The 15,649-nt window shown below is 67.4% G+C and carries 12 protein-coding genes; 4 read left to right on the top strand and 8 right to left on the bottom strand.

The annotated features are described in order from the left end of the window. The first annotated feature begins 389 nt into the window (after positions 1-389). A complete protein-coding gene (locus AAF604_15620; protein ID MEM7051098.1) occupies positions 390-1,049 on the top strand; it encodes a TorF family putative porin in 660 nt (219 codons plus the stop codon). 91 nt (positions 1,050-1,140) lie between these two features. Here the strand turns inward: AAF604_15620 and AAF604_15615 are convergent, their stop codons facing one another. From AAF604_15615 to AAF604_15605, 3 genes are all read right to left on the bottom strand, one after another. Beyond that, entirely contained in the window at positions 1,141-2,397 is a 1,257-nt protein-coding gene (locus AAF604_15615) for a bifunctional lysine ketoglutarate reductase /saccharopine dehydrogenase family protein (GenBank protein ID MEM7051097.1), read from the bottom strand. A 126-nt stretch (positions 2,398-2,523) separates the two neighbouring features. Continuing rightward, positions 2,524-4,596 carry a tetratricopeptide repeat protein gene (locus AAF604_15610; GenBank protein MEM7051096.1) on the bottom strand — a complete coding sequence of 691 codons (2,073 nt, stop codon included), beginning with the start codon at positions 4,594-4,596 and terminating at the stop codon, positions 2,524-2,526. Next, the gene (locus tag AAF604_15605) at positions 4,593-6,320 is read right to left on the bottom strand and encodes a CRTAC1 family protein (protein ID MEM7051095.1); all 1,728 of its coding nucleotides are present in this window, start codon (positions 6,318-6,320) and stop codon (positions 4,593-4,595) included. Before AAF604_15605 ends, AAF604_15610 begins: the two co-directional genes overlap by 4 nt. 150 nt (positions 6,321-6,470) lie before the next feature. Here AAF604_15605 and AAF604_15600 point away from each other — a divergent pair, with 150 nt between their 5' ends. Further along, positions 6,471-7,061: an HD domain-containing protein gene (locus tag AAF604_15600; protein MEM7051094.1), complete on the top strand. Its 591-nt coding sequence runs from the start codon at positions 6,471-6,473 to the stop codon at positions 7,059-7,061. Positions 7,062-7,110: 49 nt separating this feature from the next. On the opposite strand, the gene AAF604_15595 is transcribed toward AAF604_15600, so the two are convergent. Both AAF604_15595 and AAF604_15590 read right to left on the bottom strand, forming a co-directional pair. Beyond that, positions 7,111-8,625: a mercuric reductase gene (locus tag AAF604_15595; protein ID MEM7051093.1), complete on the bottom strand. Its 1,515-nt coding sequence runs from the start codon at positions 8,623-8,625 to the stop codon at positions 7,111-7,113. After that, complete coding sequence (locus AAF604_15590; protein MEM7051092.1) at positions 8,618-9,334, bottom strand: TVP38/TMEM64 family protein; 717 nt, start codon at positions 9,332-9,334, stop codon at positions 8,618-8,620. Before AAF604_15590 ends, AAF604_15595 begins: the two co-directional genes overlap by 8 nt. Before the next feature lie 275 nt (positions 9,335-9,609). On the opposite strand from AAF604_15590, the gene glnA (AAF604_15585) reads away from it, so the two are divergent. Next, the gene (gene glnA / locus AAF604_15585) at positions 9,610-10,938 is read left to right on the top strand and encodes a type I glutamate--ammonia ligase (GenBank protein MEM7051091.1); all 1,329 of its coding nucleotides are present in this window, start codon (positions 9,610-9,612) and stop codon (positions 10,936-10,938) included. A 56-nt stretch (positions 10,939-10,994) separates the two neighbouring features. Continuing rightward, the gene (gene glnA / locus AAF604_15580; GenBank protein MEM7051090.1) at positions 10,995-12,407 is read left to right on the top strand and encodes a type I glutamate--ammonia ligase; all 1,413 of its coding nucleotides are present in this window, start codon (positions 10,995-10,997) and stop codon (positions 12,405-12,407) included. A gap of 59 nt (positions 12,408-12,466) precedes the next feature. On the opposite strand, the gene AAF604_15575 is transcribed toward glnA (AAF604_15580), so the two are convergent. The 3 genes from AAF604_15575 to rfbB are packed head-to-tail and all read right to left on the bottom strand — an operon-like array spanning position 12,467 to position 15,566. Continuing rightward, entirely contained in the window at positions 12,467-13,924 is a 1,458-nt protein-coding gene (locus tag AAF604_15575) for a DUF4301 family protein (protein MEM7051089.1), read from the bottom strand. Next, positions 13,921-14,496 carry a dTDP-4-dehydrorhamnose 3,5-epimerase gene (rfbC, locus tag AAF604_15570; GenBank protein MEM7051088.1) on the bottom strand — a complete coding sequence of 192 codons (576 nt, stop codon included), beginning with the start codon at positions 14,494-14,496 and terminating at the stop codon, positions 13,921-13,923. The genes AAF604_15575 and rfbC overlap by 4 nt, the downstream gene beginning before the upstream one ends. Beyond that, positions 14,493-15,566, bottom strand: a complete 1,074-nt coding sequence (rfbB, locus tag AAF604_15565) for a dTDP-glucose 4,6-dehydratase (GenBank protein MEM7051087.1) — start codon at positions 15,564-15,566, stop codon at positions 14,493-14,495. Before rfbB ends, rfbC begins: the two co-directional genes overlap by 4 nt. Between the last annotated feature and the right edge of the window lie 83 nt (positions 15,567-15,649).

Genomic DNA, 15,649 nt, shown 5'->3' with positions numbered 1-15,649 from the left:
CTAGCAGGCTGCTGAAAAAGTCCGCTTCGCGACTTTTCCAACGCTGCTAGCTGTTTGTCTCAGGGGGGCGAGAGGCGCCCCCCTCGGCCGCACGCACATGTCGTGCGGCCTCACCCCCGACCTCGGCGGCTCTTGCCGCCGCCGGGCCCTCTCGGGCCCGGTCGCAGGTTGCCGACGAGTTTTTCAGCAACCTGCTAGCAGGCTGCTGTTTTCGAACAACCTCCCACTTCGCTGGGTTCGTGATCTTTCGTAGATCTGTGAGACATTGGGGCGACCGAAGGCGCTGAGTTTCGCCGCCCTCGGCATCCTTTTTCACCGCAGGTTTGCAGGGACAACGGGAAGCTCCGACCCCGTTCGGACTTCCGCTCGATGCGAAAAGGGGGAATCAGATGAAGCTCAACCGGGGATCGTGGTTGTCGGCCTTCATGCTCTTGTTGGCCTTTCCGGTGGCGGCGAACGAGCTCACCGGCAATGTCGCGTTGACCAGTGACTACGTCTTCCGCGGCATCTCGCAGACCAACGAGGATCCCGCCATCCAGGGCGGTTTCGACTTCGAAAGCAGCGTTTTCTATGCCGGAGTCTGGGGATCGAACGTCGAGTTCGGCACCGCGGCCCATGTCGAGCTGCGGGGTTTCCTCGGGGCCCGCCTCGAGTACGACAGCGGGATTTCCTGGGATGTCGGCGCGGTCGGCTACTTCTATCCCAGCGAGGGCGACAGCGACTACTCGGAGATCTATGTCGGCGGCGGCTACAAGTTCTTCTCGGCCAAGTACTCCTATGCCGATGACGTCGTCGGCAGTGGTGGTGCCGGAGATTACCTCGAGGCTGCCGTCGACTTCGACCTCGGAAGCGGCTTCGAGCTGGTGCTCCACGGCGGTCGATCGACCTTCGACGACGAGGCCGGGCTCGAGGACTACACCGACTACGGGGTGGTCGTGGCCAAGGAGATCCGCGGCTTCAAGCTCTCCGTGGGCTACACCGACACGGACCTCGACGACGAGCCGCTGGCCGAAGGTCGCGCCATCTTCACCGTCTCGCGCAAGCTCTGAAGGAATCGCTCGATGAGCGATCCCTGGGCGTAGGGTCCGGGCCTCCCGAGGCTGAAGGTGAAGGCTGGCCGCGCAGGCCTGAGGAGCGCCTTCAGACGCCCTGGGCTGAAACGAACTCGTCGAGGTACTGAAACGCCGGCGTGAGTCGACCCTGGTGGGTGATCACCGCGCGCTGCAGCTCCGGGAGCAGTGTGAGCTGATCGATGGGCCGGCTCAGATCGGCTGCGATCAGCGATGGCATCAGGGGCAGCAGGGAGTCACCGAACCAGCGCGAAGCGGACCGTGGCAGCTCCGCCGGCAGATTGTCGACGGCCAGCACCACCGGACCGTGGCCGGCGACGCCGGAAGTCTCTCGGCCGGTGGCCGGAGAGTAGACGTAGACCGGATCGCCGTTGGTGGACGTGCGGACGGTCACCTCGATCGAGCCCGCGATGTCGCAGGACAGGTCGGCGAGCACTTTCAGCTTGGGGCCTTCGGGCGTCGCCCACAGGCGCTCGGCGTCCGCCCGAGTCACCAGCCGGGGATGGCCCTCCTCCCAGTAGATGCCGTTGACCAACATGGTGAGGTAGGGCAGGAAGCGAGCGAAATCGGCCCGGTCCTGGCGCCGGAAGGCGACCTTGTAGACGCTGTGTCGGGACAGCTCTTCCTTGCCGAGAAGGGTCGCCAGATCTTCCGGCGCGATCTCGACCACCGGCAGCTCGTCGAGAACCTCCTGGGCTCCCTGGGAGACGTTGCCGCTGCCGGTGAAGCCGATCACCAGCGGGTGGCTGGCGGCGTCGATGCCGTGCTCGCGAATCTCGCGGCCGACCTCCTGGGCGATGGTGGCGCGAGCATCTTCGACGGTGTCGTAGGCAAAGGCCCGGCGCACCTTCTGGAGTGGGCTGGCGACCCCTTCCTGCGCCAGGCGCTGTCCGAGGGCCCAGAGACCGTCGATCATGCCGGCATAACCGGCATGGCGGCCGAAAAAGACCAGCCGCTGGCCGCTGGAGTCGACGATCGGCTCGTAGTCGAGCAGGGTGACGCCTTGGTCGAGGGCCTGTCGCAGCAGCGGCATGTTGTAGGCCTGCCCCTTGATGACGTGGAAGAAGGCCAGGTACGAGGGGCCGGGGACGAGCATCTCGGCCGGCATCTCCTTGACGCCGACGATCGCCCGGCAGGCGCTCAGATCGTCTTCGACTCGCGCTCCCGCGTGGCGAAAGTCGTCATCCGGAAAGATCCGGATGTCCGATGGCTGGACGATCACGCGATGGCCCTGCTCCCGCACCAGGATCTCGACGTGCTTCGGGGTCAGGGGAACGCGCCGCTCCCACTCGTTCTTGTCTTCTCTACGAATTCCGAGGTCGGCCATGGTCGTCGCGTCCTGCAAGTCTCTGGTTGTGATGAGAGGTCGCCACGGGTCGCGAAGTCTCGACGGTGACGAGCGGATCGGCTCCGCCGTGCGAAGGAGCGGCCACCGTCGCGCGGGGCACGTCGCTCAAGGCGCGATCCTCGGGCTGTTCGACAGGGGAAACCAGGGCGGAGGAATGAGCCGACGGTCGTCCTGCCAGGGAGCGACGACGGCGCGACCGGCGCGGAAGGTGGCGAGGCGAGCCTGCGCTTCGGGCGGAGCACCGCCTTGGCGGTCCATGGCCGTGATCAGCCGTTGTTGGGCCCGGACGGCCTCCTCGAAACGGCCATTGGCCGCCAGCGCGATGGCCACTCCCTGGCCGAAGAGCGGGCTCTGGGTGCGGCGGAAGGCGTCCTGGGCCAGCTCCAGGCCGCGCCGGGCATCCCGTGCCTCGGGCTGTGGGCTGGACGAGAGAATCAGTCCGAGGAGATGAGCCGCCACCGGAGGGGGTTGCTCGAGACCCTCGAGGGCGCGGCGCGCCCCTTGGTCGTCGCCGAGGCCGAGGAGAGCGGAGGCGAGGGGGAGCCGGGCGACGATCAGCGCGGGATTCTCGGCCAGAGCCGTGCGGAACGAGGCGATCGCCTCCTCGAGCTTTCCCTGCTGCGCTTGGACGCTGCCGAGACGCAGGTGTGCGGGGGCGAGGGAGGCGTCTTCGGCGATCGCCTGGTGGTAGCGATCGACGGCTACCGAGAGCTCCTGCCGGCGTTCGGCGATGCGGCCGAGGGAGAGGTGCGAGCGCGCCGCCAGAGCCTTTCCCGGCCCTTGTTCGAGGGCCGCCAGGAGGTGCGCCTGACTGGCTTCCGGGTCGGGAACTTCGAGCAGAACGCCGAGGTTGGCGCGCGCCGCAGCGTGCTGCGGGTCGCGGGCGATCAGCTCGTCGAGCTGCTCGATGGCGGCGGGGTTTCTCCTCAGGGCGAGCAGCGCCATGGCCCGCTCGAAGCGCGGCTCGGACTTGTCCGGTGCCAGGGTGGCGGCCTGATCGAAGGCGGCGAGGGCCTCCTCGAGCTGCCCCTGCCGGCTCAGGCCGAGGCCGAGGAGGAGGTGGCCCTCGGCGAGCTCCGGGTCGAGCTTGAGAGCCTGGCGGGCTTGCTCCTCCGCGCCGGCGCCGTTGCCCGTATCGAGGTAGGCGGCCCCCAGGTCGTAGAAGCGGCTCGCCCGGCCGGGTTCGAGCTGAGCGGCGCGGCGGAAGGCGGCGATGGCGCCATCCCCTTGTTGCGCCAGGCGGAGCGCGGCCCCCAGGGCGCCATAGCCGTTGGCGCTCTCCGGGTCCGCCTCGATGGCCTTGCGAAACTCGGCCACGGCGGCATCGAGGTTGCCGCGCCGTTGTGCTCGCCGTCCCCGCATCAGATGCACCGAGGCGCCGCGAACCAGGCCACGAAGCTCGAGGAGGACCCGATCCGGCATCACCACCTCTTGCTTTCCGAAGAGGGCGAGCTGCTCCTTGGCTTCGTCGACGCGCCCGAGCTGGCGCAGGGCCTGGGCCAGGGGATAGCGCAGCTCCGCCGCCTGGGGCTGGAGGTCGAGAGCGCGAAAGAAGTGTTCCGAGGCCTGCTGCCACTTGCTTTCGGCGGCCGCGACCTTGCCCAGGCCGCGCTCGGCGGCGGCGGTCCGAGGGGCAATGACCAGGGCGCGCTCGAACTCGTCCCGAGCCTCGTCGAGGCGGTTGAGCTCGGTGAGGGTCTCGCCGAGGCGAATGCGGGCCGCGAGGTAGTTTTCCTGCAAGCGGAGCGCTGTTCGGTAGGAGTCGGCGGCGGCGTCGAGGTCGCCGCTGTTCTGTTCGACGACACCTGCCAGATAGGGCCATCGAAAGTCCTCGCCGTCGAGGCTGCGGGCGTTGGCGAGGGCGACGCTGGAGACCTGCGGCAAGTCGTAGAGAAAGCACAGGCCGCCGAGCTCTCCGTAGGCCTGCGCCAGCTCGCCCGCATTCCCCGAAGAGGGCGGTGGGCGGAGCGTTCCCATGCGGCTCTCGAGCTGCTCTTGGACCGCCGGCTCCATGCCGTCGAGATCGGCAGCGGGTAAGGCGGCGAGGAGGGGAAGGGTCTGGACTGCGGGAGGGTCGGAGATGCTGCTCCGGCTCATCGGCGCCGCCCCGAGGGCGAGGCCCGCCGCCAGCAGGCCGGCGAGGGTCCACCGGGGCAGCGATCGGCGCCGGCGGCTCACGGTTCGACGGTCCCTCGCCCGCGTTCGAGGCGATGGTACTCGTCGATGGCGAGGGGCGGCCAGGCTTCGATGCGGCCGTCGGCCCAATGCACGAGCACCTGTCGGATCTCACGGCCCTTGCCGAGTCCGAGCAGCACTCTTGGATCACCCGCCGAGGCGTAGGCGCCGGCGGTTCGGCTGCGTCCCCAGAGGACGCCGCCATCGGCGAAACGGACTTCGACGCGCGAGGTCGGGGCGCGGTGCGCCGGAGCGAGCTCGAAGCCGACCCACGAGGCGTCCTGGCCGACGGTGTTGAGGAGGAGCCGGGCCGGGCCTTCGGCATTGGTGATGATCACGTCACTGTCGCCGTCGTTGTCGAGGTCGCCGACCAGGGCGCCGCGGCTGACCTCGGAGAGGCCGAAGACCTCGCCGGCCGACGAGCTGACGTCCTCGAAGCGACCTTCGCCGGTGTTGTGGAAGAGCTGGTTGGGCTGACGGTAGGGGAATGGGTCGCCCGCTTGGCGCTGCTCGGCGATCGCCTTGACAGCGCCATTGACCGCCATCAGGTCGAGATGGCCGTCGTTGTCGTAGTCGAGCCAGGAGGTGCCGAAGCCAGTGCTCTTCCAGCTCGGATTGGCCAGGCCGCTGGCGGTCGAACGATCGAGGAACTGGCCATCCCCGTCGTTGAGGTAGAGGGTGTTGGTCTCGCCGTCGAGGTGCGTGATGAAGAGGTCTTCGTCGCCGTCGCGATCGAAGTCGGCAGCGTCGACGCCCATGCTGGCCTCGGCGCGGCCATCGGCGTTGACGGCGCAGCCGCGCAGCAGACCTTCCTCCGCGAAGCGCCCACCGCCGCGATTCATCCACAGGAAATTCATGCTGCCGTCATTGGCGACGAACAGGTCGGTGCGACCATCGTGGTCGAAGTCCGTCGCCACCACGCCGAGGGCGGCGCCGGCGGCGCCGGAGAGACCCGCCTCGGCGGTGATGTCTTCGAAGGTGCCGTCGCCGCGATTGCGCAGCAGGCGATCGGGCTCGGCGGGGTAGGAGGTCGGACCGCAGTAGTCGCGCTTGCCCGCGGCGTCGAAGCAGGGGACTTTCTTGGCGAGCTGGAAGGCGACGTAGTTGCCGATGTAGAGGTCGAGGTCGCCATCGCCGTCGGCATCGAAGAAGGCGGCGCTGACACTCCAGCGGGGGTCGTCCGCACCGGCCCGCTGCGTGACCTCCTCGAAGGTACCGTCGCCGCGATTGCGCCACAGCTGATTCGAACCGTAGTTGGTGATGTAGAGGTCGCGATCGCCGTCGCCGTCGTAGTCGCCGCTGGTGGCCCCCATGCCGTAACCGGTGGCCTTCGAGAGGCCGGCCCGATTGGTGACCTCGACGAAGCGCAGCCGGCGGGAACCGTCCGGCAGAACCTCGAGGTCGTTGCGGAACAGGCGGTCACTCGGTCGGGGCGAGGGCGGGGAGGCGGAGCCCAGGGTCGTTCCTTGAACCAGGTAGACGTCGAGGTCGCCGTCGCCATCGAAATCGATCAGCGCACCGCCTGAACCGGCGATCTCCGGGAAGTGGAACTCCCCGCTGGCGCCGGTCGTGTGGACGAAGGCGAGGCCGCTGTCGGCGGCTTCGCGGAAGCTCCCTTCGCCCTGGGCGGCGGTCGGCGGTGCGACGAGAAACAACCCCAGAAGGGCCGTCATCGCGGCGGCCTCGAAGGTCGCTTCGAGCTTGTTGGGGAGGGGCTTTGGGGTCATGGTTCCGGGCGACTGAGCGCCAGCGATGGTACCACGGAGCGGGTGGCGGGAGACCCGGGGAAGGATCACCTCGGAAGCCGGCTCGGGGCTCCGGAAGGCGACGCCGGTCGGGGCCCGCCGGGCTATCCCGAAGGCGGTTATCATCGCGCCATGAGCAGCCGCCTCGAACAGCAGATCGAGTTCATTCTCGAGATCGACCGTCTCAAGTCCATCCTGCGCCAGACCACCCTGACGGACGACTCCCGGCGCGAAAACTCGGCCGAGCACTCCTGGCACATCGCCCTGATGGTGTTCGTTCTCGCCGAGCATGCGGTCGGTGAGGACCTCGCCCTCGATCGCGTCATGCAGATGCTGCTGGTGCACGACCTGGTGGAGATCGACGCCGGCGACACCTTCTGCTACGACGCCGAGGCCAACCGCGACAAGGAAATTCGCGAGCAGCGCGCCGCCGATCGCATCTTCGGCCTCCTACCGCCGGACCAGGGGGAACGCCTACGCCGCCTGTGGGACGAGTTCGAGGCCGGCGAAACGCCCGAGGCGCGCTACGCGGTGGCCCTCGATCGCATGCAGCCGATGCTCCTCAACCTGGCGTCGGAGGGCTCCTCCTGGCAGCGCCACGGCATCCGCCGGCAGCAGGTGGTGGAGCGCAATCGGCCGATCGGCGATGGCGCACCGGCCCTCTGGCGCTATATGGAAGAGCGTCTCGCGGCGGCCGTGCGCGACGGCCTCCTCGAAGAATGAGGGGCCATCGGCGTGCGGCCGGGCCGGCCCCTTCTTTTCTTGGATTCTGCTACTTGAACAGCCGGAACCAGAAGTTGAACAGCTTGCTGACTGTCGGCGTGAGCTTGCCGCGGTTCCACTGATCGGCGATCTTTTTCACCACTTCACCCTGGGTGGGGTAGGGGTGGATGACGCCGGCGATGGTGCCCAGGCCGATGCCGGCGGTGGTCGCCAGGGCGAGCTCTCCGATCATGTCGCCGGCGTGCTCCGCCACCAGGGTGGCGCCGAGGACCTTGTCGGTCCCCTTCTTGACGTGAACCCGCAGAAAGCCTTCCTCCTCGCCATCGAGGAGGGCGCGATCGACATCGTCGAGGGGCAGGGTGAGGGTGTCGACCTCGTGCCCTTGGTCCTTGGCCTCTTGCTCGTAGAGGCCGACGTGGGCGATCTCCGGGCTGGTGTAGGTGCACCACGGCAACACCAGGTCGCTGACCTTCTTGCGGCCGAAGAACAGGGCGTTCTGAATGACGATGCGAGCCATGGCGTCGGCGGCGTGGGTGAACTGATACTTCGACGCCACGTCGCCGGCGGCGAAGATGTTGGGGTTGCTGGTGCGCAGCCGGTCGTCGACCACGATGCCGTGCTTGTGGGCCTCGACTCCGGCCGCTTCGAGGCCGAGGTCGAGATTGGGGGCGCGGCCGGCGGCGACCAGGATGTGGTCGCCCTCGGCGCGGCCGGTGGCGGCACCACGCTGGTACTCGAGCACTTTGGTATCGCCCTCGACCTTGGCGCCGGTGATCGAGACCCCGAGCTCGAGCCGCACGCCGTCGCGGATCAGGGCCTGCTGCACGACCTCGGCAGCGTCGGCGTCCTCGCGGATCAGCACGTGATCGGCCATGTCGAGGAGGGTGACCTCGGTGCCGAAGCGGGCGAAGGACTGAGCCATCTCGCAGCCGATCGGTCCGGCGCCGAGGATCGCCAGTCGGCGCGGTAGCTCGGTGAGGCCGAAGAGGGTTTCGTTGGTCAGATAGCCGGCTTCGGCGAGGCCCGGGATCGGCGGCGCCGTGGCCCGCGCGCCGGTGGCGATGACCGCCTTGCGGAAGCGCAGCGTCTGACCCTCGACCTCGACGGTGTTGCGGCCGGTGAACTGCCCCTGGCCCAGGAAGACGTCGATGCCGGCGTCGCGGAAGCGAGCGGCGCCGTCGATCTTCGAGATGTCGGCGCGAATCCGCCGCATGCGCTCCATCGCCTGGGCGAAGTCGCCGGAGCCGTCGATGGCGGGAGCGCCGAAGCGCTCGGCGGCGGTGCGCACCTGGTGCCAAGCGCGGGCGGCGCTGATCACACCCTTGGAGGGCACGCAGCCGACGTTGAGGCAGTCGCCGCCCATCAGATGGCGCTCGATGAGGGCCACCCGGGCCCCCAGACCGGCGGCGCCGATGGCCGACACCAGGCCCGCCGTGCCGGCGCCGATCACCACCAGGTGATAGCGGTCCTTGGGCTGCGGATTCTTCCAGTTGGGCGGATGGACATGGCCGATCAGGCGTTCCGTATGCTGGTCGCCGGGGGCCATTTCAATGGTCTTACTCATCGCCCTCGACCTCCTCCGCCAGGGCCTGCTTGGCCTTCTTGGTGATGATTGCGGTCACCGCGATGGTGGCGACCAGTCCGACGCCCAGGAGCAACCACTCGGTGAGCCCCTTCTCTTCGGCGACGGCGCCGAAGACTTTGCCGTAGTAGACGTAGAGCAGGGAGCCGGGGAGCATCGCCAGCGAAGCCAGCAGGTAGGACGGGAACTTGACCTTGGTCAAGCCGAGGGCGTAGTTGCCGAGGCTGAAGGGGAAGACCGGCGACAGGCGTAGCAGGGCGACGATCTTGCCGCCCTCGCGGCCGATGGCGCGGTCGACGGCCTGGAAGCGGGGCCATTGGGCGATTTTCTTCTCGACCCAGCCGCGCGCCAGGTAGCGGGCGATCAGGAACGACAGGGACGATCCCAGGACGGCGCCGCTGAAGGCGAACAGGGTGCCGCGGGTCAGCCCGAAAATAGCGCCAGCGGATACCGTCAACAGCCAGCCCGGGAGGAAGGCGACGGTGGCCACGGCGTAGCCTAGGATGAAGACCACCGGCCCCCAAACGCCGAGGGTTTCGACCCAGCTGCGGAACTGCGTGATGTAGGCCTCGCCGTCGCGCGCCAGCCAGACGATGGCGGCGACGGCGCCGAGGGCGAGTATTCCCTTCCCAACGGTCTTCCAGCGCGCAGGGGCTGCAGCCGGGACCGATTCGATCTCCGAATTCGACATCAGTTCAATCTCCTCTCTGGAGAGCCCGCGGGCGAGCGCTCGCGGACTTCCCCCGTACCTACGGCCTTTTCCAGACGCTGGATCTGCTGGCCACCCATCGTAGCGGGCTTGTCGCCACCCTATCGCGGCTTTTCCGGAGATGCTTCGAGAATTCTCGAGATTCTGCAATTTTCTGCAGAGTGATCTCTGATCTCGAGTCAATATGCATTTTTTCTCTTGATTTGGATTCATTTCAGGACTATTCTCTGCGCGTTGATCGTTTGGCGGAGGTTGATGTGCAAATTCGAGAGGCAATTCAGCTTTGTGAGGAAGAGGGCGTCCGATTCCTCCGTCTGCAGTTCACGGACATCATGGGCACCCTCAAGAATGTCGAGGTGCCGAGCCGTCAGTTCGCCAAGGCTTTCGCCGGTGAGATCACCTTCGACGGTTCATCGATTCTCGGCTTCAGCCGCCTCGAAGAATCGGACATGCTGCTGTTGCCGGACCTCTCCACCCTCAAGCTCAATCCCTGGGAAAGCGAGGACGGATCGCGCGTCGCGCGGGTGATTTGCGACGTGCGTCTACCCGACGGCTCGCCCTTCGAGGGTTGCCCACGCTGGACCTTGAAGCGCCAGGTGGAGCGCGCTGCGGCGCGCGGGCTGCGCCTGGTTTGCGGCCCCGAGGCGGAGTTCTTTCTCTTCCCGCGCGACGACGCCGGTCGGACGTTGGTGGAGACGCCGGACGTCGGCGGCTACTTCGACCTCACTCCGGTCGATCGTGGCGAGCGCTGTCGGCGGGCCATTGTCGGCGAGCTCGAGACGATGGGCTTCGAGATCGAAGCGGCCCATCACGAGGTGGCGCCGGGACAGCACGAGATCGCCTTCCAGCACACCGACGCGGTGGCCTGCGCCGATCGCATCGCCAACTTCCGCTTCGTGGTCAAAAAGGTCGCCCTCGACCACGACCTCCACGCCACCTTCATGCCCAAGCCGATCTACGGCATCAACGGCTCGGGCATGCACATGCACCAGAGCCTGCTCGACGAGGCTGGCGAGAATGCCTTCTTCGATTCGCAGGCGGAAGGCCAGCTCTCGACCGTGGCGCGGAGCTACATTGCCGGCATCCTGCGCCACGCCGGGGCGATGGTGGCGATCACCAACCCCCTGGTCAACTCCTACAAGCGCCTTGTGCCGGGCTTCGAGGCGCCGGTCAATATCGCCTGGTCGGACCGCAACCGCAGCCCCTTGGTGCGGGTGCCGGCCCGTCGCGGCCCCTCGACGCGCTGCGAGGTGCGCATGCCGGACTCGGCATGCAATGCCTATCTCGCCCTGGCGGTGATGCTCGCCGCCGGCCTCGACGGCCTCGAGCAGGAGCTCGATCCGGGGCCGCCGGTCAACAAGAACATCTTCACCATGAGCCACCGCGAGAAGCGCCGTCTCAAGATCGACGTGCTGCCGGCGAATCTCTCGGAGGCCCTCGATGCGCTCGACAAGAGCGTGGTGATGAAGGACTCCTTGGGCGGCCACATCGCAGAACAGTATCTGGCGGCGAAGCGCCGCGAGTGGCAGGAATACATCTCCCACGTCCATCCCTGGGAGCGGGAGCGTTATCTGGAAGTTTCTTGAGGGGGCGCGGGTCCCCGAGGACTTTTTGACGAGAGAAGTTGAGAGGAGAGCGCGGCATGAGCACCAAGGCCTTCTTCGAGATGGCGAAGAAACACGGCGCCGAGATGATCGATCTCAAGTTCACCGACTTTCTCGGGACCTGGCAGCACTGCTCGTTCCCGATCGAGACCTGGGACGACGACACCTTCAAGGACGGCGTCGGCTTCGACGGCTCGTCGATCCGTGGCTGGCAGGCGATCAACGTCTCCGACATGCTCGCCGTGCCGGTGGCCGAGACCGCCAAGATCGACCCCTTCTTCGCCCGGCCCACGATCAGCGTGCTGGCCAACATCGTCGATCCGGTGAGCGGTGAGCAGTACACCCGCGATCCCCGCTTCGTGGCCCGCAAGAGCCTCGACTACCTCAAGAAGATCGGCCTCGCCGACACTTGCTATATCGGCCCGGAGCCGGAGTTCTTCATCTTCGACGAGGTGCGCTACCAGCAGAGCCAGCACATGGGCATGTACCAGATCGACTCCGTCGAGGGGGCCTGGAACACGGCCCGCATCGAGGAGCCGAACCTGGGCTACAAGCCGAGCTTCAAGGGTGGCTACTTCCCGGTCAGCCCGACGGACACCTACCACGACCTGCGCGGCGAGATGGTCTACAAGATGCGTGACCTCGGCATGATCGTCGAGGCCCATCACCACGAGGTCGGCACCGCCGGTCAGAGCGAGATCGACATGAAGGCGCTGCCGCTGCTCGACATGGCGGATCAGATGATGTGGTTCAAGTACGTCATCAAGAACGTGGCCAAGGCGGCCGGCAAGACGGTCACCTTCATGCCCAAGCCGATCTTCGAGGACAACGGCAGTGGCATGCACACCCACCTGTCGTTGTGGAAGAAGGGCAAGCCGCTGTTCGCCGGCAAGGGCTACGCGGGTTTGAGCGACATGGCGCTCCATGGCATCGGTGGCGTGCTCAAGCACGCCGACGCCCTGCTCGCCTTCGCGGCGCCGACTTCGAACTCCTACCGCCGCCTGGTGCCGGGCTTCGAGGCGCCGGTGAACCTGGTGATGTCGGCGCGCAACCGCTCGGCGGCAGTGCGCATCCCGATGTACAGCAAAACCCCCAAGTCGCGGCGCTTCGAGTTCCGCTGCCCGGACCCGACGGCCAACGGCTACTTGCTGTTCGCGGCCCTGCTGATGGCGACCCTCGACGGCATCGAGAACAAGATCGATCCCGGCGAGCCCCTCGACCAGGACATCTACGAGATGACGCCGGAGGAGCTGGCGACCTTCCGCAAGACGCCGGAAAGTCTGGAGGACTCCCTCGACGCCCTCGAAAGGGACCACGACTTCCTACTCAAGGGCGGTGTATTCACCGAGGACGTGGTCGAGACCTGGATCAGCTACAAGCGCGAGCACGAAGTCGATCCGCTTCGCCTGCGGCCGCATCCCTACGAGTTCGAGCTCTACTACGACAGCTAATCCTTCTTGGGCGAGGATTCGAGGCCGGCTTCGGGAAACCGAGGCCGGCCTTTGTCGTCTCAGGGTGCCTCGGCGCGACTCCCCGAGTGCTCGGGCCGCAGCAGGTCGTAGACCGTTTTGACCGGGGCGAAGGTCTTTAGCGGGACCTCCACGAAGATCGTGTTCCAGCCGGCCATGGCGCCGTTCCACAGGCCGGGGCGTTCGAGGGCGGTGAGGGTCCGGCCCTGGTGGCTCTTGGGAGCGACGAAGGCGGTGGCGGGATCGATGAAGCGCTCGAGGTCGAAGGGCCGGCCGTGGCGGTCGCGCACGGCGCAGGCCAGGTCGACGGGGTTGAAGTGGGTGCCTTCGGCGATCAGGTGCTTCTGATCGTCCGCCACCTGGGAGGCTTCGACGAGTTGCAGGGACGTGTGGCCGTCGGAACCTTGGACCCAGTAGGGACCGCCTCCGGGCTCGCCCTGGTTGCGCACCACGCCGCAGACCCGCAGCGGCCGGTCGAGCCGCTGTCGCATGGCTTCCGGATCGGCCGGCGCTTGCTGCCCGAGATCGTGCGCCACGACCTCCGTGGCGAGGCGATGATCGCCTGCGTCGAGGGCTTCGAGGGCGCCGAAGGCCCTCTCCTGGAGCTCGGCCAGGCGGCCGAGCAGGAGGCGCTTCCAATGCACCACCAGGCCGCTCTGCTTTGCCGGCACGACGTTGTCGATGTTCTTGATCGACACCAGGTCGCCACCGAGGTCGGCGAGGTTGACGATCAGGGCGCCGTGGCCGCCCGGGCGCAGCAGCAGGCGGCCATCGGCCTGGCGGAAGGGCTGGCCGCTGTCGTCGAGGGCGAGGGTATCGGTGGCGGGATGCTGCTGGGAGAAGCTCACCTCGATCGACTGACCGCTGGCTTCCCAGCGATCACGGGCCCCTGCGAGGAGGTTTTCGAAGGCCTCCTGGTGGTCCGCCTGGACGGTGAAGTGAACCCGCGCCCGGCCGCCTTCGTCGAGAGCGTAGGCGAGAGCCTCCGCGAGGTGCTCTTCGAAGGCCGTGGCCGGGCCACTCTCCCCGGGATGGAAGGGAATCAGGGCCTTCGGCTGACGGCCGAGGTCGAGGCCGCTCTCGCCGAGCAGTGCATCGAGGATCTGCCGGCGGTCGGCCCGAGGGTCGACCCTCGAGAACACCTCGCCCGCCAGGGGGAGACTCGGCAACTGTGTGAAGAACCGCTCGTCGTCGGCGCTGGCGCCGCCGCCCTCGCGCAGCTTCTGGAGACCTTGAAACATGCGGCTGGCGGCGCCGGACGCCGGCACCAGCTTGGTCACCCGGCCGGCCGCCGCGGCCTGCGAGGCGAGCCTCAGGTAGCGGCCCTGGTCGGCCTCGGCGAGGCGTTCGATGCCGTCGCCAAGGGTGCACGGGCGGGCCAGGCGGATCGCCGGTGGCGGTTGCCGTAGCAACCCCACCTGACGGCGCGCTTCGTCCTCGGAGATGCCGGCCGCAGCGAGCTGTTCGCGGTCGCCGGCGGTCAGCTCGAGGTCCATCATGTGGGCGTGGCGGCGGCGTTCGGGTAGATCGGTAGTCGCTCGGCGAGCTCGGCCAGAGTTTGGGCGCCGGCGTCGTCCTTCTGCGACAGGCGCGGTTCGCGAATCGGCCAGTCGATGGCGATCTCCGGGTCGTCCCAGCGGATGCTGATCTCGTCGTCCGGCCGATAGAGGTCGGTGCACTTGTACTCGACCTGGGCCGACTCGCCGATGACGCAGAAGCCGTGGGCAAAGCCCGGCGGAACGTAGAGCTGGCGGAAGTTCTTGTCGCTCAGTACGGTGCCGTACCAGTGGGCGAAGGTCGGTGAGCCGCGGCGGATGTCGACCGCGACGTCGAAGATCGCTCCCTCGACGGCCCGCACCAGCTTGCCCTGCGGATGGCAGCGCTGAGCGTGGAGGCCGCGCAGGATGCTGGCACCGGAGCGCGAGTGGTTGTCCTGGACGAAGGTGGCGTCGAGGCCGGCCTCGGCGTACTTGCCCTGGTGGTAGGTCTCGAGGAAGAAGCCGCGTTCGTCGCCGTGGACGACGGGCTCGAAGAGCAGAACCCCCTCGAGGTTGGTGGTGCGTACCTTCATGCGCCCGTTCCCAAGCGCTGGCGGCGGTAATTGCCGGACTGGATGTCCTCGCACCAGGGGCGGTGGTCGAGGTACCAGCGTACGGTGGCGTCGAGGCCGCGGTCGAGGTCGTAGTGGGTGCTCCAGCCGAGCTCGCGGCGCGCCTTGTCGTCGTCGATGGCGTAGCGCTGGTCGTGGCCCGGCCGGTCCTGGACGAAAGTCTTGAGGTCGAGGTAGGCCGACACCCCACGCGCCTCGAGGGCGGCGTTGTCGGCGGCCGGTGCGTAGCGCTCGAGAGCCTGGCAGATGCCGTCGACAATCTCGAGATTGGTGCGCTCGCTGCGCCCGCCGAGGTTGTACTTCTCGCCCGGCTGGCCCTTTTCGAGGGCGGCCAGCACGCCATCGCAGTGGTCGTCGACGTAGATCCAGTCGCGCACGTTGCTGCCGTCGCCGTAGATCGGCAGATCCTTGCCTTCGAGGGCGTTGAGGATCATCAGCGGGATGAGCTTCTCGGGGAACTGATAGGGGCCGTAGTTGTTCGAGCAGTTGGTGATCAGCGCCGGCAGCCCGTGGGTCTCGTGGTAGGCCCGCACCAGGTGATCGGCGGAAGCCTTCGAGGCGGCGTAGGGCGAGTTGGGGGCGTAGGGCGTGGTCTCCGAGAACAGGCCGGTGGGGCCGAGGCTGCCGTAGACCTCGTCGGTCGAGACGTGCAGAAAGCGGAAATCCTCGGGGGCGCCTTCCCGGTGGTACCGACGGGCCCCTTCGAGGAGCTCGAAGGCGCCGACGATGTTGGTCTGGATGAAGTCGCTGGCGTCGTCGATGGAGCGGTCGACGTGGCTTTCGGCGGCGAAATTCAGAATCGCCGTCGGCCGGTAGTCGGCGATGATTTGGCCCACCGTGGCGCGGTCGGCGATGTCACCCTCGAAGAAGGTGTAGTTCGGGCTTTCGTCGCAAGCCTCGAGATTGGCCAGGTTGCCGGCGTAGGTCAGCTTGTCGAAGACGACCACGCGCCAGTCGCCGCGGTCGAGGACGCGCCGGACGAAATTGGAGCCGATGAAGCCGGCCCCTCCGGTCACGATCATGGTTCGCATAGTGTCTAAAGTCCTCCGGCTGGGGATCTTGGAAAGGTCTCTTTCGAGCGGGGCGTAGTATAGCGAGCGATCGAACCGGCGGC

Source organism: Acidobacteriota bacterium, from assembly GCA_039028635.1.
Classification (GTDB): Bacteria; Acidobacteriota; Thermoanaerobaculia; order Multivoradales; family JBCCEF01; genus JBCCEF01.
This window is presented reverse-complemented; position numbering and strand designations above follow the sequence as displayed.